Raw genomic sequence first — 19,663 nt, 5'->3', positions numbered from 1 at the left:
ACCTATATCTCCCGGCGCCGCAACGCCTCACGCAGGCTGACCAGCACGCACAGCTCGTACGGGATCCGCTCGACGCGGCCCTTGTCGTCCACCACCGCGGCCCGCCACTGATCGGGCACCACACCCTCCAACGGCACGGACTCCGCCGCGTCGAAGAACGCACCCTCCTTCAGCGGCTGCTCCAGGTACCGCTGGAGCAGGTCGATGGCGTCCATCACCGGCCGGTAGGCGGTGTTGTTGCACTTGAGCGTCAACGCCTTCAACAGCGGGGTGAGCATCCGCCGCCAGTGCGCCGAGTACGCCGATCGCAGCACCGTGCGGATACGCGCCTTGTACTTGGCCTCGTTCGCCGCGGCCTCCGCGGCGAGGGCCTTGAGCGTCTTCTCCCCGCCGACGACGGGGTAGATCACCTTGCGGACCGTGCCGGAGGGCTCTGACAAGGCCGCCTCGGCGACCCGGAGCATCATCGCCTCCTTGCCCCGCACCTTCTTCAGCTCGCCGGTCAGCTCCTTGTCGACCTTCTTCTCCGCCCGGGTGTTGATCTTCAGTACGAGCTGGATGAACAGCTCCACCAGCGAGTCGGTGATCTCGGTGTGCCGCACATGGCACAGCGCGGCCAGCAGCGTCAGGCGCATCGGCGGCTTCATCCGCTCCAGGTTCGCCGGGTACTCCTTCGCTGCCCGCGCCCGCCAGGCGTCCACCTGCTTCTCCGACACGTCCGCGAACAGGTCGGCCGGAAGATCCAGCTTCCGCACCCGCTGGAGCTTGTCCACCTCCGCGAACAAGCTTTCCAGCCCCGGGGCTCCCGGGTCGGCCTTGAGCTCGGTGAAGAACGACCGGCCACCCCCGGCCACCACCTGGTCTTCAGTCGGCTCCTCGTCGCCGTCCTTGCTGCCCGCGACCAGGTCCTCCAGCCGCGAGCGGGTCGCGTGGGACAGCCGGTCCACGGTGGTACGGCAGAACCGCGTATCGAAGTCCCGGACCGCCTTGCCCACCAGGCGCCGGACCTTGGCCGGGGCCGGCGGCTCGACGAAGTCGTTGCGGCAACGGGCCACGACCGCCTCCGCCAGCCGGTCACGCGACAGTTCCACCCCGCACAGCTCGGCCGTCAGCCACTCGGCCAGCCGCTCCTGGTCCTCCTCCGTGCCCGCCCGGAACCCGAAAGCTTTACGGATCTCCTTGCGGTGGCGCTTGATCCGGTCGCCCTGCCAGTCGTACGCCGCCCACTGATCAGCCGGCACCTTCACCTGCTGGGACACGTAACCCACCGCGGCGGCCGGGACTTCCCTCTCGGTTTCCGGGAAGCGGGCCTCCACCTCGAAGAACTTCAGCAGCATCGCGAAGCCCAGCCGGTTCGCCCCGGACTTGTTCCGCAACCGCTTCATGTCGTCTTCGAGCAGCGTCCAGACCTCAGCGGCCGTTCGCTGAGCGGATCGTGGTCACCGCCGAGGAGATCGCCTCGGTCAATCAGCGTCACGGCCCGCTGGTGGCGGCGGCGCGGCACGGCCGGGCGCTGCTGGACGGCGACCTCGCCGCGCTCGCCGGGCTCGGGGAGCTCTACGGCGATCCGTGGATGATGGCCTCGCTTGCCGAGGACCTCGGCTCACGACGGCGTGAGACCGACCGCGAGCAGGCCGTCGAGGAACTGAACCGGGCGATGGTGATCTACGAGGAGGCGGGTGCCGAATGGGACTCGGCGCGGGTTCGGCGCAAGCTGCGGCGGCTCGGAGTCCGGCGCCGGCACTGGAGCCACGAAACCCGGCCCGAGACGGGCTGGGACAGCCTCACCAGCACCGAGGCCAAGGTCGCCCGGCTCGTCGCACAGGGGCTGACCAACCGCCAGGTCGCGAGCGAACTGTTCATCTCCCGGCACACCGTCGGCTTCCACCTGCGCCAGATCTACCGCAAGCTCGACATCCAGTCGACAGTGGACCTGGCCCGCATCGTGCCCTGACGACACCGGGCCGGACCGCACCGCACCGGAGCGACCCGGCCGGACCGCGTACGTCGGACAGGGACCGTTCCGGCTGCTCAGCGGGGCGCGGGAGCGGCGTCGGAGACGATGCGCATGCCCAGTCCGCGCACCCGGTAGATGCAGGTGTCGTCCCCCCACAGCGACGCGTCCGCCAGCGTGTACGGGCCCCGCGCGTCCGTACCGGACTCGACGATGTCCAGGTCCACCCGGATCAGCCGGCTGTCCGGGGTGATCTGGCCGCGGTACGTCCAGACCGTCTCGCGTCCGGGCAGCACCGGCTCGAACCGGGGGTACGGGACGTCGTCGGCGGCGCCGCGTTCGAGCAGGTGGTACTGGAGCAACTGGCACATGGCCTCCAGCCCCAACGACCCCGGCTGCACCGGGTCCTGGAAGAAGTGCGCCCGGAAGAACCACTCGTCAGGGACCACGTCCTTCTCCGACCGCAGCCGGCCGAGCCCCGCGCGGCCCCCGTCCGGCCACGAGCCGGTGATCCGGTCGAGCATCAGCAGCATCGGGCCCGGCAGCCGCGGCTCCCCGGCGAAGTACCGGGCGGGCCGCCCGGTCAGATCGACGACCGGGCGCCCGCAGGGCTCGTCGAGCCGGGCCCGGTCCTCCACCGCCACCGCGAGGCCCGGCTGGTGGTCGAAGGAGGACGCCGGGAAGTAGCCGAAGACCGTGGAGAGTTCGAACAGCGGGGCGCCGTCGGCCGTGCACGTCACCCGGAAGGACTCGACGATCATGTCCCCGCCGCGGGATACACGGGTCAGTACGGCATGGGTGCGGACCGTGCCCGTCGCCGGGGTGACCTCACCGCTGACCGTCCCCGTCCCGTCGAGGTTGCGGAACCGCAGATCCGTGTCGCTGGTCAGCGCGCTGCCCACGTACGAGGCCAGCCACCCGCAGGGTTGCAGCGCGATCTCCATGAGGACCGCGAACGGCATCGTCCGGCCGCCGCTCTGCTCGAAGTACCAGGCCCGCGCGGGTACGTCGTACTCCGCGACGACACCGCTGTCCTCCCGCATACCGCCCTGCGGCCCGTCCACCGAGACGATCCGGCTCATGAAGTGGTACGGGGGGCCCGGCAGCCGCGCGACCCTCCGGGCGCCGTCGAAGGGCTCGTACGCGGCGCCGAACGCCTCACTCGGTCTGCCCCAGGCGCACGCGAGCAGCGAGGCGTAGCCGAAGGGGAGTCCGTCGGACGCCGCCGCCACGGGCTTCTCCTCCCGGTGCCCGGCCAGCCCGCCGAGCAGGGGGAGCGGTACCGGCGTGGCGTCGGCCTGTACGGCGGGCGGGCCCGAGCGCCGCCACTGCGACAGCGGCCAGTCGGGCACCAGCCGCAGCGCCACATCGCGGCCCAGGAACGCCTTCGCACCGTCCACCGAGCCCAGCACATCGGCGTACAGCGTGGGCACCGGGCCGGCCGAGACGCCGCGTACGAACACCTCGTAGACGACCCGCCGGCCCGACGGGGTGGCCTGTCCCCGGCACATCGTCCGGCACGGGTGACCGTCGACCGGCTCGAAGCGCCAGCCGTCCCGGTCCCTCGTGAAGCCCATGGCCGCCAGATAGAACGCCATCGCCTGGAGACCGCCCTGGAGCATCAGGGTGCCGGGCATGCAGGGGTCGTTCTTGAAGTGCCCCGCGAAGAACCAGTCGTCCGGCGACAGCGGGGTCTCGGCCCGCAGATAGCCGCGGCCCCACGGCCCACCCGCCGGGTCGAACGCCGTCACCTCGTGGATCAGCCGCAGACGGCCGTCGTCGAGCCCCGGCGGACGGACGTGGGCCGCCGTCGTCCCCCAGCCGGGCCCGAAGCAGTCCGCCGGCCGGCCCTGGGCCAGGGCCGAGACGCGTTCCGCGTCGAAGCGGGTCAGCCCGCACCGTACGGTGGGCGGGTCGAGCGGCAGGCCGTCGCCGGGCGGGTGTTCGGCGGGGTCCCACCGCACACCGCCACCGTCGGCCAGCTCCCGCGGGGTGAAGAACCCGGCCTGGCCCTCGCGCACGCTCAGCCGTAACTCGCCGTCCACGAAGCACTCGTAGTGGAAGAAGGCCAGCCGGACACCGTCGTGCTCCGCGTGGCCGTCGATGTGGATCTCGTAGCACAGGGTGTCCCCCGCCTCCGGAGGGCTGCCGTAGTACGTCACCTCGCAGCCGAGCAGCCGGTAGGCGCGCTCGCCCCGGTTGAGGAGATCGACGCCCAGCCAACTGAGCAGGAGCAGGTCCGCCTGGCCCGCCTCGATCAGCAGCCCGGCCGGCATCCGCCCGGTGGAGTCCAGGTACCAACTGCCGGGCAGGACATCGGTCTCGGTCCAGATCCTCCCGTCGGTGCGTACCGGGCCGGGCGTGGCGAGCGCCGCCGGCACCGCGTCGATGCCGGTGACCCGGTCCGCGAACAGCATGGGCGGCTCGGGCATCCGCGTCTGTACCGCGTACGCGTCCTGCTCGGCGAAGCGGGGGCCGAACAGCGCGGAGATCTCCCGGGAGGCGAGGTGTTCCAACTGGGCGCGGTCGAACTTCGGCCCCGGCCGCACGAGTTGGGCGGGCGCCGGTGGAGTCTCCGGCAGCCGCTCGGGACGTACGGGGACGAGTGCCCCGGCGGCCGGACGCGGCGCCGGAAGGCCGGGCGCCCGTGCGGGGAGGGGCCCGGCGGCCGTCAGCGCGGTGACCGCCAGGGCCGACATCCGCAGGAAGCGCTGGTGGGCGTCGGTGTGTACGGCCATGATCTCCTGGTGCAGCGCGGCGACCCGCAGGCTCTGCCGGACGACCGCGGCACGGACCCCCGCCGCTCCCGCCCGCTCGGCCACTCCCGCCGACCGGGGCCCGGGGGCCGGCGTGTCGGGCCGACCGGCCTCCCGCTCCGGGACCGGCACCAGTTCGGGGGCCCGGGGCAGGGTCACCACCGCCGGCTCCACGAACGACAGACACGGAGCCGGGGGTACGGCAACGGTGACGGTGGGCCCCGGGCGCGGGACCTCGGTGGCGGCGTCCGCGAGCCGGGCGAACAGTTCACCGGCGCGTACCGGCACCCCGGCGACGACGAGTTCGGCGACCGCGAGGCACAACTGCCGCAGCCCCGTGTCGTCCGGGGCGTCCAGGGCGACGGCCACATGCTCCCGGTCGCCGAGCACCCGCTTGACCCAGCCGGTGCACAGCTTGCGCGGACCGTGCTCCACGAAGACCCGGACACCGTCGGCCCACGCCCGCTCGATCGTGGCCGCGAAGTCGATCGTGTTCAGCCCCTGCGCGGTGAGGGCCTCGGCGGCCCGCTCGGCCGTCGGCCGGTACGACTGTCCGGTGGCCCCGCTGTAGAACCGCACCCCGGGGACATCCATGGTGGGCCGGTGGTGCACCGTGCGCCACGCCTCCTGCACCTCGGTCAACTCCGGTGCGTGAGCCGCCAGTTCGTAGTCCAGCTCGATCGCTCGGTCGGCGCCGGTCCGGGCCACGACGGCCGCGCACGCGCGGGACTCGCCGCCGATGACGCAGACCCCCGGCGCGTTCACCGCCATCAGGTGGACCGCGACCTCACCGGCCAGCTCCGAACGGACCACCTCCAGGGGCGCGTTGACGAGATGGGTCGCCCAGCGGGAGCCCTGGACCCCCAGCCGCGCCCAGTGACGCCGGACCGCACGGAGTTCACCGGTGAGCTCTGTGGTGAACAGCCCACTGTCCAGGGTGGCGTCGTACAGACCCGAGGCGTCCGGCCAGGCCCCCAGGGCGACCAGCGCGGCCGACTCGCCCGAGGAGTACCCGACAGCGGCGTCCGGCCGCAGCCCGAGCACCTCCCGGGAGAGCACGGTGTGGAAGACGGCGAGTTCGGCGGCGTCCCAGATCTGGTCCAACACGCCCCGCTCCGTCCGGGAGCGCAGCCGGGCGCCGATCGCCCCGTGCCCGGCCCGGACGGTCTCCCCGAGGGACGGCAGCGCGAGCATCAGCTCATGGCCCATCCCCGGGTACGCGGCCGAGCCGTTGGTGTAGACGAACGCCGTCCGCCCCGTGACCGGCTGGTCCCGGTACAGCACATCCGCCGGACGGATTCCGCCCTCGGCCAGCCAGCGGCGGGCGGCCTCCTTGCGGCCCGGCAACGCGGCGTCGTCGACCACCAGTGCCAGTCGGGCCGGTCCCGCGTCGGACCGCACGTCGGACTCCAGCGCCGCCAGCACCTCCCGGCGGTCCGCTCCGGAGAAGACGTGCAGGCGCGGAGCCCGTCCTCGCAGCCACGGCCGGGCGTCCCCCGCGCGCAGCCGGACGCTCGCGACAGGCCCCTCCATCGGTGTCACCACGACCCTCGCGGTGTGTGCGACGGCCCCGGCGTCCGCGGGCCCGCCCGGACGCGGCACCGCGCGGTGCTGGAGCGCGAGCGCGGCGACCGCGACGGAGACCAGCCCGTACGCGGCGTGCGCGCGGCCGAAGGCCGACGCCGGGTCGAACACCGCGTCGGGGCCGTCCCCGATGACCATGTCGGGCACGTCGGCCGGGGCGGAGGAAGCGGTCGGGGCGACGGGTTCCTCGTCGAGCAGCGCGATGACGGTGTCGCCGTCCCTGCGGGCGGTCTCCAGGGACTTGAGGACCAGGACGACGGCGGCGTCCCCCGGTTCGCTCTCGTGCCCCAGCTCCTCCAGCGCGGCCCGGTGGACCACCTCGTGGGACAGATCGGTGGCACCGACGAGCGCGGCGTCCACCTCTCCCGCCCGGACGGCCCGGGCCGCGACCTCCAGCGCCACCGGACCCGACGCCTCCTCCGCCGACACCGCGAAACTCGCCCCCGCCAGGTCGAGTTGGGTACTGATGCGGTTCGCCACCAGATTCGGCATGCTTCCCACCACCGCCTCCGCCGTCATGGGCCCCACGAAGGCGTCCTGGGCGAGGGCCGTGGCGGGTACCGCGCCGGACGGTCCGGCCTGCTCCAGCCAGTACGGAACCCGCCAGCGTGCCCCGGCCCGCGCCACTTCCGGGTCCACCCCCATACCGATGACCACCATGGTCCGCTCGCGGGGCAGGGACACCGTTCCCGCGGCCTCCCGGGCTGCCTCCAGCACCAGGAGCTGATGGCGTACGGTCCGCTCCAGGGCGAGCGGCGGAAAGCACAGGTCCGACAGCTCCACGGCGATCTCCGTTGCGGGCCCGCGCCGTTCACCGCCCAGCACCGCCCGGCGGAAGTCCTCGGTGCAGGTCCCGTCGCCGACCCGGGCGCCCAGGGCGACGATGGCCACCGGGCCACGGCCGCCCGGCGCGTCCCGTACCCGGGCCGGGGCGGGCGCCGCGGACACCGGGTGCGCCGGGGAGCGTACGGCGGACACCGGGGCGCCGTCGTCCGGGAGGTCCACGATCAGATGGGCGTTGGTCCCGCCGAATCCGAAGGCGCTCACCGCCGCCCTGCGCGGCCCCGGCCACGGCTCCGGCGCGGTCAGCACCCGCAACGGTGTGCCCGCCAGCGCGTCCAGCGGACGTTCGGCGCCGAGCGTCGCCGGGCGGATCCCCGTACGCAGCGCGCCCAGCACCTTCAGCAGCCCCGCCACCCCCGCCGAGGCCAGCAGATGCCCGACGTTCGACTTCGCCGAACCGATGGGCACATCGTCACAGGACCCGAAGACCCGGGCCATGGCGCGCGCCTCCACCGCGTCCCCGACCGGCGTCCCCGTCGCGTGGCACTCGATGAGCGAGACGCTCCCGGGTGCGAGGCCCGCCGCGTCGTACGCCAGGCGCATGGCCCGTACCTGGCCTTCCTCCGCCGGACTGATCAGCCCGGCGCCGCGCCCGTCGTTGGACAGCCCGACACCGCGGATCACGCCGAGCACGGGCAGCCCGGCGGCGCGTGCCTCGGACAGCCGGGTCAGGGCGACGAACCCGGCGCCCTCGCCGTGCACCAGCCCGTCCGCGTCCCGGTGGAAGGGCCGGCTGCGCCCGGTGCGGCTCGTCGCCGACAGCCCGCAGAACCCAACCTGCAGATAGAGGGGATCGGCCCGGCTCACCGCTCCCGCCACCATCAGGTCCGCAGTGCCGTCGTGCAGTTGGTCGCACGCCAGCTTGATCGCGTACAGCGAGGAGGCGCAGGCGGCGTCGAGGGACCACGCGCCCGCGCCGAGTCCGAGCGCGCGGGCCGCGAGGTGGGCGGGCAGTCCGGACGAGAAGCGGTTACGGGCGTCGGGCCGCACCCGGCGCTCTCCCGTCAGCAGGGCGTCACGGACCGGGGGGCGCTGCGCGGACAGCCAGAGGTGCTCGGCGAAGGCCGCCCCCATGGGTGTGGGGTAGGACAGATTTCCCAGCACCAGCCCCGCGCGCGGAAGCGGGCCCGCCAGGCCCGCCTCCGTGAGGGCCTGGCGGACGCCGTACATGACCCAGTGGAAGAGCGGGTCCAGCGACAGGATCCGCTCCGGGGCGATCCGCAGGCCGCTCGGCTCGAAGACGGACTCGAACCCCCGTACGTACCCGCCGATGTCGGAATAGGTGCGGTCGAGGTGGTCGCCCACCGAGCCCGTGGCCCAGCGGTGCGGCAGCCGCCACCGGCCTTCGGGGACGGCCGACAGGCTGCTGCGGCCCGCCGCGATGTTGTCCCAGAACGTGTCCGGATCGAGGGCGTCGGGCAGCACACAGCCCCGGCCGACGACGGCGATCGGTTCGAATTCCATGCGCGTCTCACTTCGGGGCGGGGCGGGGCGGGGCGGGGCGGGGCGGGGCAGGAATGGGGATGGGGATGGGGACGGGGACGGGCGGTGGGTCGCGCGGGTCGTTCAGGAGGGACGGCTGACGAGTTCCACGCCGAGCAGTTCCAGACGGACCGACCCGTCCGCGTCGATCAGTGCCGCGTCGCAGCGCGCTCCCGTGCTGTGTGCCTTACGGCCCCGCACCACACACCGCACGGTGCCGTCCACCGGGCCGCGCCGGTGCACCCTGCACTCCGCGACGGCCATCGGCAGCGTCGCAGCGCCGACGGCGTTCCGCGCCCAGACCAGGGCGAGTTGGAGCGCGCCGTCCACGGCGGCCGGGTCCAGCGGCCCGTGTTCCGCCGTCCAGCCCAGCGCGCGCCCGCCCGCGACGGTCGCCTCGGCGCCGTGCTCCGAGACACCGTGCGGCGTGCGGACGGCCTGGAACCGGGGGCCGTGGAAGAGGACCTCTCCGTCGTAGAACTCGGCGCGGTCCAGCGGCTCCAGGCCGTCCGGGCTGCCCCAGGCGGCCGGATCCGCCTCCACGGCACCGGTGTCCAGCACGGCCCGGAAGTGCGTCACGCCGTCCGCGCCCCGCAGCTCCGCCTCCAGCCCCGCCGCCGAACCGGCCGCGCCCCGAACCCCGTGCACGGTGAACCGGTGTCCCTCACCGGCCAGTTCGGGCAGGGCGAACTTCTTGTACACCCGCAGGTCCCGCAGGACGAGCGGTCCGGCATCCGGCCGCCAGGCGGTGGCCGCCCCGGCGAACCAGTTCAGGACCATCGCCACGGGCAGTACGGGAACCCCGGCGATCGCGTGGTCGGCCAGGTGCGGCAGGGTGTCCGCCCGGACCAGCACCTGTGCCGGGGGAGGGTCGCCGACGGGGGACAGGGCCGCCGGATCGTCCCCGGCGGCCAGGACGACCCGCGCCTCGCCGGTCGTCCCGTCCAGTTCCGCGGTGAAGGCGGCGGCGCCCCGCTCCAGAGGGATGAGCGGAACCCCGGACCGGCCGAAGTGCGCGGCCAGGGCCGGCGTGACCATACCGCCCTGCCACGGGCCCCAGGCGACGCACCGCACCAGACAGCCGGGCCGGCGGGCCTGCTCGGCGGAGGCCACCTGGCCCAGGACCTCGTTGGCCATGGCGTAGTCGCCCTGCCCCACGTTGCCGTAGACGGCGGCCACCGAGGAGAACAGGCAGATGACGTCGAGCGGATCGTCCGCCGTCGCGGCCAGAAGCGCGCGCAGACCGTCCACCTTGGTGGACATCACCTGCTCGACCTGCGCGTCGGTCTTGTCGACGATCCGCTGGTCGGCCAGCACCCCCGCACCGTGCACGATGCCGGTGACCGGCCCCCACTCCTCGCGTACCTCGCGCAGTGCGGCGGCGAGTGCCTCGCCGTCGCGGGCGTCGACCTGGACGTACCGGACGGGAGACCCCGCCGCCGCCAGGGCGGCCAGCGTCGCCCGTACCTCACGCGCGGCCAGGATCTCCCGGGCCCGTGCCGTGATCCGGGCGGGCGAGGAGTCCGCCGTGCCGGTGGTGGGGTGCTCCGCTGAGCGCTCCACCACCGGGTGCTCCGCGGCGCGCTCAGCGAGCAGCCGGACGAGCGCCGGTTCGTCACCGGCCGACGCCAGCCCGTCCGGTTCGGGGGCGAGTTCCGTCCGGCCGAGCAGCACGATCCGCGGACGGTGTGTCCTGGCCAGGTCCAGCAGCGCGGCGGCGGTCACCCCGCGGGCCCCTCCCGTGGCCACGATCACCGACGCGGAGGTGATCCGCCGCGTGGCGGCGGGCGTCACCGGCGCGGGCACCGCCCGGGGGGTGGTGCGCGTACCGTCCGCGCGCAGACCGGCCTCCGTGGCGGGGCCGCCTACGAGTAGTTCCCGTACGACCGCCTCGGCGACCGCCTCGTCGTCCCGGCCGCCCCGCTCGCAGTCGACGGCCTTGACCGAGGCGCCCGGCCACTCCTTCGCCGCGGTCCTGACCAGACCGGCGACACCGCCCAGCCAGGCGCGGTCGGGCGCGTGGCCGCCGAGCCCGAAGTCGCCCCCGGTGTCCTGCACGGTCACGAACAGCCCGCCCCCTTCCGCCGCTCGGGCCGCCACCGAGCGCGCCGCGCGGAACACCGACCGGTGGACCTCCCGCGCCTCGTCCGGCGTACCGTCCGCGGTCAGTGCGCCGAGGTGCACGACCCCGCGCGCGTCCTCGGGCACCTCGGCGACAGCGGTGGCGTCCACGCCGCGCTCCGCCAGCTTCCGTGCGACGAGGCCGGCGAGATCGCCGCCGTCGAGGCCCTCGCCGGTCACCACGAGCGGCCCGTCCAGGAGCCCCGCCATCGCCAGACCCGCCGCCGGTGACTCCACCGCGCGCGGCACCAGCCTGGTCAGCGCCGCCTCCGGCCCGGCCTCGGCGTTGACAGGCGGGGCGGGAGCCTCGGGGGCGGTGGTCGCGGTGAGCGCATCGACGATCTCGCGCAGGGTGCGGAGTTTGCCGAGCTGACCGACATCCCCCGCCGCGACGTCGCCGACCTGCCGGCGTACGGCGGAGAGGATCTCGACCCGCTTGATGGAGTCGACCCCCAGATCCGCCTCCAGCTCCATGTCCACGCCCAGCATCTCCACGGGATAGCCGGTGAGCCGGGCCACCACCGAGAGCAGCAGCTCCTCCAGCTCCGACGCCGACAGGGGTGCGCCGGCGACGGCCGGTGTCCGGTCCTCAGCGGTGGACGATACGGGTGCGGGTGCGGCCATCGGAGCCGCTGCGGCCGTGACCGGGGCCAGGGGCGCCGGTACCGGAGGCGGAGCCGAGGGGCGGGGGAGTTGCAACGGCACCGGAGAAGCCGGAGAAGCCGGAGAAGCCGGAGAAGCCGGAGAAGCCGGAGGAGCCGGAGAAGCCGGGGCCTCGGCCACCCCGCCGGCCCGCTGATCCCCGACGCCCTGGATTCCCGGTCCTCCCTGCACTCCTCGCATCGCCTGCCCGCCGGGCATCCCGAGCATCGCGGACAGGGTGGTCTCGGTCATCCGCAGGAAGGCGATATGGCTGTCCGTCAGCATGCGTTGACAGGCGGCGTGGGCCTCCGCGGTCTGCCGCTGGACGCTCTCGACCGCGGCGTACCAGTCGGCGCCGACGGTGGCCCCGGGCACGGTGCCGTAGCCGGGCACCGCGGCATCGGCGGGCTCCGTTTCGTACACCGGTGGCTCCGGCGCCTGGCGAGGGGTGGAGGAGTACGAGGGCATGGGAACCGCCATGGTGTCGGGAACAGGAACAGGAACGGGAGCGGTGCTGGGGTCGGGAGCGGGGCCAGGGGCGGGCTGCGGCTGTCGCTCCAGCGGGGCTTTCGGCGCGGGCGGCGGTGGTTCGGCGGCTCCGCCGAGGGGCGGGTAGAGCTGACCGTGGTTGGCTCCGCTGATCTTCACGGTCATCCGGGGCGCGCGCTCCTTCGCCGGAGTTCCGGGCGGGGCGTACGGCGCCCAGAGAGGGGCGAGATCGAGGGGCACACCGCGTACGGCGAGTGCGCCGAGCGCGGTGTGCAGGGTACTGATCCCGGACCGGCCCGGCCGCTCCAGGGGGACGGCCGCGTGCTCGCGGTCGCCGAGGATCTGTCCGACCAGGCCGGTCAGCGCGGTGCCCGGGCCGACCTCGACGAAGGTCCGGACCCCCGCCGCGTACATCGCCTCGATCTGGTCCTGGAAGAGCACCGGCGAGGCGAGGTGGCCGGCGATCCGGCGGCGTACCTCGTCGGGCGAGGCCGGGTAGGGGGCCGCGTCCGCGTTGCCGTAGACCTCGATCCGGGGCTCCGTGAGCGGGACCGTGCGCAGGAACGCGGCGAGCGGTTCACAAGCCGGGGCGACCAGTGGGCTGTGGAAGGCGGTCGAGGTGGTCAGTCGGCGGGTGCCGACCCGCTCGGCGGCAAAGGCCCTCTCGGCACGCGCCACTGCCTCCGCCGTCCCTGAAAGTACCGTCTGAAGAGGGGAGTTGTGGTTGGCGGGCCAGAGGTCGCCGAGTCCGCCCCCGGCCAGTACCGTCGTCACGCGCGCGCGATCCGCCGCCACCGCGAGCATCGCGCCCGGCGCGGCGGCCACGTCCCGCATCAGCTCACCGCGTCTGCGGGCCACGGCGACCAGCGACCCGGCGTCCAGGACACCCGCGCAGTGCAGTGCCACCAGCTCACCGAAGCTGTGGCCCGCCACGCAGTCGGGCCGCAGCCCCAGGGACCTTGCCACCTCCAGCAGCGCGAGCGCGTGCACCGCGAGCGCGGGCTGCGCCCACTCGGTGGCGGCCAGCGACTCCCGCTGGGCCGCGCGCTCCTCGTCGGTGAAGGCGGGCGGCGGGAACACCATCCGGTGCAGCGGCGGTCCGTCGAACCCGGTGCCGCCCCGTTCGTCCCACACGGCCTGTGCGGCCGGTGCCAGCATGGCGAGTTCGGCGCCCATCCCGACGTACTGGGACCCCTGTCCCGGGAACAGGAAGCCGATACGGCCGGGCGTGGGTGTCCCCGAGGCGTACCGGACACCGGTCGGTGTGGAGAACGCCGTGCCGGGCCGCTGCCGGATCAGTGTGAGCGCCCGCGCGTACTTCTCCCGCAACTCCTCGACGCCGGTGGCGACGACGGCCAGCCGTACCGGGGCGGTGGGCGAGAACGCGCCGTGGCTCTCCCGCGCGAGCGCGGCCAGCGAACGGCCGTCCCCGGTGTCCGGCGCCACCAGGTCGGACGGCGACGCGCCGCTGAACAGGACGAGTTCGCTCGGCGCCGTGCGGTGGCGCGGTGCCACCCGGCCCGGGGTGCCCGAGGGCACGTACTCCTCCAGCGTGACGTGGAAGTTGCTGCCACCGAAGCCGAAACTCGACACCGACGCCCGGCGCGGGTGACCGGCGGGCCGTACCCAGGGGCGGGCCTCGGTGTTGACGTAGAACGGACCGTCGGGCGCGGCTGCCGCCGGGTTCGGCCGGTCGACCTTGATGGTCGGTGGCAGCACCTTGTGGTGCAGGGCCAAGACCGCCTTGAGCAGTCCCGCAGCGCCCGCCGCGCACTTGGTGTGACCGATCTGCGACTTGACCGAGCCGATCGCGCACCACTGCCCGTCCGTACGCCCCGACGCCCCGAACACCTCGTTCAGTGCGGCGAGTTCGGCGGTGTCCCCGGCCTTGGTGCCGGTCCCGTGCGCCTCGACCAGCTCCACGGTCCCCGGACCGTAGCCCGCCTCCTCGTAGGCGCGTTGCAGGGCCCGGGCCTGCCCGTCGGGCAGCGGCGCGTAGATCGCCGAACTCCTGCCGTCGGACGAGGTGCCGATGCCCCGGATCACCGCGTGGACGCGGTCGCCGTCCCGCTCGGCGTCGGACAGCCGCTTCAGCGCGTACATGACGACCGCTTCGCCGAGCATCGTGCCGTCCGCCGTGTCCGACAAGGGCCGGCAGTCGCCGCTGGGGGACAGCGCGGGCGTCTTGGAGAAGGACAGGAACATGCCGATTCCGTTGCCGGTGTCCACACCACCGCTGATCACCAGGTCGGCCCGGCCGAGCGCCAGCTCGCCGACCGCGGTGGACAGCGCCGCCAGGGAACTGGCGCAGGCGGCGTCGGTGGTGTGGTTGGTGCCGTGCAGATCGAACCGGTGGGCGATCCGGCCCGCGACGACATTGCCGAGCAGCCCGGGGAACGTCGACTCCCGCCACGGCGTGTAGTGCGCCGCGATGCGGTCGCACACGGCCCGTGCCTCGGCCTCGGGCAGTCCACTCTCCCGTAACGCCTTGAACCACACGGGCCGTTCGGTGCGCCCGTACATGTGCGACAGCAGTTCCAGGGCGGACACCCCGAGGACGACGCCGATCCGGTCCCGGTCCAGTCCCGCCGGACCACCGGCGTCGGTCAGCACCTGATCGGCCACCATCAGGGCGAGCAGTTGCGAGGTGTCCGTCGCGGACAGGCTGGTGGGCGGCACCCCGTACGCCATCGGGTCGAAGTCGATGTCCGGCAGGAACGCGCCCCGGCGGGCGTACGTCTTGTCGGGGGCGGCCGGGTCCGGATCGTAGTGGTCCGCCACCAGCCAGCGGGAGGCCGGCACCTCGGTCATCAGGTCCTGGCCGCCGGTCACGATCCGCCAGTAGCCGGCCGCGTCCCTCGCGCCGGGCACGAGGGCGCCGACACCGACGACGGCGACGGGCACCTGGCGAGGGGCGGCGGCGGTCACGGTCTCTCCTCGGGGTGGGGCGGCGGGAGCTGACGGATCGGAGGCGCCGGGGCCGCTCATGCCAGCGCGCACGGCGTGTAGGCGAACGCGTCGGACGTCAACGGGACTCCGTAGGTGCGCAGTTGGTGGGCGCGGGTGAGTACCGCGGCGCCTTCGAGCAGGTTGAGCGCGATCTGCGTCACGGACCGGTTCGCCGGTTCGGCCAGAAAGGTGCCAGCGGCCCACCGGTTGAACGCGCCCATCGCCGGACCGCACCAGATCTGGTAGTCGGCGCGCCGGGCCGACTCGCCGGTGATCGCCCATCGGCTCGAACTGCCCAGGTACCAGCGGAAGACCAGCGCCATACGGTGCTTCGGGTCGGACGCGGCTCGGGTGATCTCGGCGGGGTCGCGCCGCTCCCAGAACGCGACGGTGTGCCGCCAGACCTCGTCGAACGGGGCGCGCAGGACGTCCCGTTCGATCGGGGCGCGCACCGCCGGCGGGATCTCCTCCAGCGAACCGTGCGCCCGGTACGCCGCGAGGAGTCGGCCGGCCCGCCGCGCGAACATCGTTCCCCGGGACAGCACTTGGAGATGGACGCCCAGCTCGAACATGTCCGCCGCCGGTGCCATGGCCACATCGGCGATGTCCGCCGCGCAGAGCATCGCCTTGGCGTCGTCGGACAGCCCCGCCTCGATGGCCGTCTGGTTCACCGAACCGACGACCACGTAGGACGCGCCGAGGGCGAACGCGGCGGCGACCGCGTCCGGTGTGCCCAGCCCGCCGGCCGCGCCGACCCCGACCGCCCGGCGGTAGCCGAACCGCCGGCACAGTGTGTCGCGCAGCGAGGCGATCCTCGGCAGCAGGACCGACAGCGGCCGGTTGTCGGTGTGCCCTCCGCTGTCGGCCTCCACGGTGATGTCCTCGGCCACCGGCACGAGGGCCGCGCACTCCGCTTCCTGAGGCGTCAGCTCCCCCTGGGCGACGAGCCGGTCCAGCAGTGCGGCCGGGGCGGGCGAGAGGAACCTTTCGGCGACCTCGGGGCGGGAGACCTTGGCGAGCATCCGGGTACGCCGGACGATTGCGCCGTCCGGGCCCCGGCGCAGCCCCCGGGCCGAGCACAGCACGACGGCCGGGGTCAGCTCCATGAACGCCGACGCCGAGATCCGGGGCACCTCGCAGCGCAGCAGCAGCTTGGCGACGCGGAACTCCAACTCGGGTTCGGCCGGTGAGTGGATGAGGTTCACGCCCCAGTTCCGGTGGGAGCGCAACTCGTCGGCCAGTGTGCGCACGGCCCGCTCCACGTCCTCGTAGGCCAGGCCGCCGGCGCCGAAGAAACCGAGCATCTCGGCACGGGCCATCGCGGACACCATCCGGGTCGTCGCGATGCCGTTCGCCATCTCGCCCGCGACATAGGGGAAACGGACGCCGTGCGCCTCGCAGAAGGTGCGCCCGCCGAGCCACTCGGGGTACAGCGGCGGCAGCGTACCGAGCACCGGGCCGCCGGGCACGGGACCGGTCGCGAGCCCCAGTTCACGTCCGTCAGGACCGCTGACGACATGGACGGGTTCCCGGATGAGCCGGGCACGGGCGGCGATCCCCTCGGGGGAGAAGATCGGCGTGGACGCGGCGAGGGCGTCGGAGGCGACGAGAACGGACACGGAGGGCTCCAGCGGGAGAGACGGGTCTCACGGTCATTCAGGAGTACGGACGGTTCACGAGGGGGTGCTGACGGACACTCAGGGATGGTGACCGGAGGGGAAGTCGGTCGTGGGCGGGGCCGCCGGCCCGGCGGGGACGTGGTCCCTCGCGGTCAGGCCGGAGTGGAGATAATCGAGGTCCACCCGGCCGGAGGCCGCCGAAGGACCGAGCAGGGTCCTGACCCGGGTGTCGTCGAAGCGCCGCCGATGGGCGAGATAGGCCGTCAGCCCCGGGTAGAACTCCAGCAGGGACTCCAGCGCCGACGGGTCGTCCGGCTCCGTGGCGACCAGCTCGATCGAGACCGATGCCAGCCGTTCCAGCAGGGTCACGATCGTCGGTACGGGCACGTCACGGTCGTGGACGACATGGTACGTGTCGACCCCGCCCGAGGGCGTCCGGCCGGCGAGGCGCACCATGACCTCGGCCGCGTGCTCCACCTGTAGCAGGTTCAGCCGGCCGTGCGGATGCCCCACCAGCCGGACCCGGGGGCGGCCGTCGCGGCTCTGGCCGCTGGTTCCGGCGGTGCGCCGCGCGTCGCGCATGATCCGCTCGACGACCTGGAGCGGATGCGCGGGCAGCTCCGCGTGCGGCGGCAGGTCCGTGACCAGGATGCTCGGCCGCAGCACCACGACCGGACGGGCGTGCTCCCGGGACCACGCGTGGATCAGCTTCTCCGCCTCGTACTTGGAGTGTTCGTAGGCGTTCTCGAAGCCGTACGCGTCGTCCAGTTCGTCCTCGTACGCCACGCCCTCGCGTCGCCGCCCGGCCACGAAAGCGGTACTCACATGGTGGACCACGGGCCGCCCGCGCCCGGCGGCGGCCAACTCCAGTACGTGCCGGGTGCCTTCGACGTTGGTCCGGCGCAGTTCGGGGAGGTCTCCCTCCAGGTTGATACTGCCCGCGCTGTGCCAGATCGCGCCGAGACCGTCGGCCAGTTCCTGGAAGGCGCGCCCCGAGAGGCCCAGCCGGGGCCGCTCCAGTTCGGTCTCCACCACTCGCAGCCGGTCGGCGAGTGGGGTGGTGAACGCCGCGGGTGCGCCGGTCAGTTCGAAGAACCGGGTGATGCGGTGCAGCGCGTCACCCGAGCCCGCGTGGGCCAGGACCGTCACCGACCGGTGCGTGGTGAGCAGACGGCGCAGCAGGCGCAGTCCGAGGAATCCGGTGGCGCCGGTGAGGGCGACATGCACGGCCATGACTCCAAAGGTTTCGAAGAAGGCACACAGTGCCAGGCGGCGGGCGGTGGCGGAGCCCCGATTCCTCCTCCTCACCTGAACGGAGTACCCGCGCCATGGCCCGGGGCGTGCCAGGAGGGTTCTGCGGGAGTCCCGTCGCAGGTCAGGGCGGTCGACTGTACGGATGTGCGGAAGCGGCTCCTGCCGTACCGACCGCCCACGGCCCTGTCCTCCTTTCGGGTGGTTTCGCGGGCGCCGGGCGGGGTGTGGTCCCGAGGCGCGCGACGCTGGTCGGCGGTCGGGGTGGCCGCGCCGGGCCGGATACGAGACGGGGCCGGCGCACACTCCGGGGCGCCGGGCGGGTACGGAGGTCCACCGCAGCCGGATATAAACGGGCGTCCATCACGTCCGGACGGGCACCCGTGCCGATCCGCACGCGGTCCGGTGCAGGGTGTGACGCGCCCCGGCCGGCCGGGCGGAGCGCCGGTCCCGGTCGTCCCGTCACCGACCTGCCCCGTCACCGACCTGCCCCGCCACGCGCCTGCCCGCCGCCGTCGGCTCGAACTGGAGTGGTCCGATGCCCGAGTCCGTACCGTCAGCCCCGTCCGTTCCCTCGCCCCGCCACCCCGCCCACGCGCTCGACCGGGCGTTCCTCAGCATGGAGCGCCGCCACCCCGACGCCCGCTGGGACGCCGGTGGCGTCGCGTATCTGAGCGGTCCGCCCCCGAGCCTGGCGGACTTCCGCGCGTACGTGGGCTTCCGCCTCCCCCAACTGCCCTTGCAGACGAGCCGGGTCGAGGGAGGTCCGCGACGCCCCTGGTGGCGGCCGGACTCGGACTTCGCCGTCGACCGGCATGTGCACGAAGTGGTCGCCGACGGCCCCGGGGAGTGGGACTCGGCCCTGCACACCGCGCTCAACGCCCCGTTCGCGCCCGGCACCTACTGGGGGGCCTGGCTGGTCCACGGTCACGTGCCCGACCGGTACGCGGTGTGTTACCGCTTCCGCCATGCCTGTCAGGACGGGTCGGCCGCCGCGATGACGTTCCGGGCCATGCTGGGTGAGGGGGAGCCCTCGGCCCGCCCGGTGCCGGGGAAGGGCCGCCGGGCCGACCTGCCCCGACGGGTGGGCCTGGCCGTCGGGCTGGCCGTGAAGTTCGCGGCCGGCCCCCTCGTCGTCCGCGGCCCCCGTCCGGCCCTCCCCTTCGTCCCCACGGGCGAGAGGCGGCTGTGGCGCGGCCGGGTACCGGCGGACGCCCTCCGCCGGATCGGCGCCGCGCGCGGCGGCTCGGCCCACGACGTCCATCTGGCGGCGCTCGCCGGTGCGTTGGCGGCCTGGTCGGCGCGGTCCGGCGTACCGCTCCCACGGGTGACGGCACTGGTACCCGTCGACGCGCGCCGCTCCGACGAGGATCAGACCTGGGGCAACCGTTGTTTCGCCCTGCCCCTGGAGCTGCCCGTACGGACGGGCCCGAAAGGCGCGGACGCTTCCCAGGACGGCGACCCGCCGCTGTGGCGGGTGGACCGCGTCATGGCGAGGACCCGGAAGCTGCGGGGTGAGACCTGGCGACAGGCCATGCAGGACATGGTCCGGTTCATGCCGGGCCGTCCGACCGAGTGGTACCTGCGACGGGTGACCTCACCGCGCGTCACCGACGTCATGGCCACCTCCATGCCGCTCGCCGACCAGGGCAGCCTGGGGGACACCCACGTGACGGGAACCGCCCTGCTCCCGCTGCTCGTGCCCGGACACCTCTTCGGGGTGGGCCTGTCCTTCTTCGACACCTGGGCCGAGGTGTCCTTCGTGGCCGACCGGGCCCTTCCCCTCGGGGAGTCGCTGCCGGGACTGTGGGAGCGGGCCGTGGCCGAACTGGAGGAGGCCCCGACGCCCAAGTGAGCGGTGTGCGGCGCCGTTTCCGCCGCCATCCGGAAGACCTGACGACGAAGACCTGACGACGAAGCCCCGAAGACGGAAGACCTGAAGACGGAAGACCGAAGCGGAAATCCAGAAGACC

6 protein-coding genes and 1 pseudogene are annotated in these 19,663 nt (G+C 73.9%); 2 read left to right on the top strand and 5 right to left on the bottom strand.

Annotation, left to right across the window (positions count from 1 at the left end; genetic code table 11):
* Positions 1 to 2: 2 nt before the first annotated feature.
* Positions 3 to 1,415, bottom strand: a pseudogene (locus ACIBJC_RS00930) (DUF4158 domain-containing protein); the annotation flags it as partial.
* 20 nt (positions 1,416 to 1,435) lie between these two features.
* On the opposite strand from ACIBJC_RS00930, the gene ACIBJC_RS00925 reads away from it, so the two are divergent.
* Positions 1,436 to 1,954: a LuxR C-terminal-related transcriptional regulator gene (locus ACIBJC_RS00925; protein ID WP_399285930.1), complete on the top strand. Its 519-nt coding sequence runs from the start codon at positions 1,436 to 1,438 to the stop codon at positions 1,952 to 1,954.
* 77 nt (positions 1,955 to 2,031) lie between these two features.
* Here the strand turns inward: ACIBJC_RS00925 and ACIBJC_RS00920 are convergent, their stop codons facing one another.
* The 4 genes from ACIBJC_RS00920 to ACIBJC_RS00905 form a co-directional block, all read right to left on the bottom strand.
* Entirely contained in the window at positions 2,032 to 8,601 is a 6,570-nt protein-coding gene (locus ACIBJC_RS00920; RefSeq protein ID WP_399285928.1) for a beta-ketoacyl synthase N-terminal-like domain-containing protein, read from the bottom strand.
* Between the two features lie 102 nt (positions 8,602 to 8,703).
* Entirely contained in the window at positions 8,704 to 14,859 is a 6,156-nt protein-coding gene (locus tag ACIBJC_RS00915) for an SDR family oxidoreductase (protein ID WP_399288025.1), read from the bottom strand.
* A complete protein-coding gene (locus tag ACIBJC_RS00910; RefSeq protein ID WP_399285926.1) occupies positions 14,856 to 16,439 on the bottom strand; it encodes a PfaD family polyunsaturated fatty acid/polyketide biosynthesis protein in 1,584 nt (527 codons plus the stop codon). The genes ACIBJC_RS00915 and ACIBJC_RS00910 overlap by 4 nt, the downstream gene beginning before the upstream one ends.
* A gap of 78 nt (positions 16,440 to 16,517) precedes the next feature.
* Positions 16,518 to 17,672 carry an SDR family oxidoreductase gene (locus tag ACIBJC_RS00905; protein ID WP_399285924.1) on the bottom strand — a complete coding sequence of 385 codons (1,155 nt, stop codon included), beginning with the start codon at positions 17,670 to 17,672 and terminating at the stop codon, positions 16,518 to 16,520.
* 556 nt (positions 17,673 to 18,228) lie between these two features.
* On the opposite strand from ACIBJC_RS00905, the gene ACIBJC_RS00900 reads away from it, so the two are divergent.
* Positions 18,229 to 19,545, top strand: a complete 1,317-nt coding sequence (locus tag ACIBJC_RS00900) for a wax ester/triacylglycerol synthase domain-containing protein (RefSeq protein WP_399285922.1) — start codon at positions 18,229 to 18,231, stop codon at positions 19,543 to 19,545.
* The last annotated feature ends 118 nt before the right edge of the window (positions 19,546 to 19,663 follow it).

The sequence above is a fragment of the Streptomyces sp. NPDC050509 genome (assembly GCF_044457965.1).
In the GTDB taxonomy this organism is placed as follows: Bacteria; Actinomycetota; Actinomycetes; order Streptomycetales; family Streptomycetaceae; genus Streptomyces.
Note: the sequence above shows the minus strand (reverse complement) of the source record. Positions and strands in the feature narration are given on the sequence as shown.

What these genes read in the sequence shown, in the direction of transcription:
- ACIBJC_RS00900 (WP_399285922.1), top strand. Translation starts at nt 18,229, where the DNA reads ATGCCCGAGTCCGTACCGTCAGCCCCGTCCGTTCCCTCGCCCCGCCAC.
- ACIBJC_RS00905 (WP_399285924.1), bottom strand. Translation starts at nt 17,672, where the DNA reads ATGGCCGTGCATGTCGCCCTCACCGGCGCCACCGGATTCCTCGGACTG.
- ACIBJC_RS00920 (WP_399285928.1), bottom strand. Translation starts at nt 8,601, where the DNA reads ATGGAATTCGAACCGATCGCCGTCGTCGGCCGGGGCTGTGTGCTGCCC.
- ACIBJC_RS00915 (WP_399288025.1), bottom strand. Translation starts at nt 14,859, where the DNA reads ATGAGCGGCCCCGGCGCCTCCGATCCGTCAGCTCCCGCCGCCCCACCC.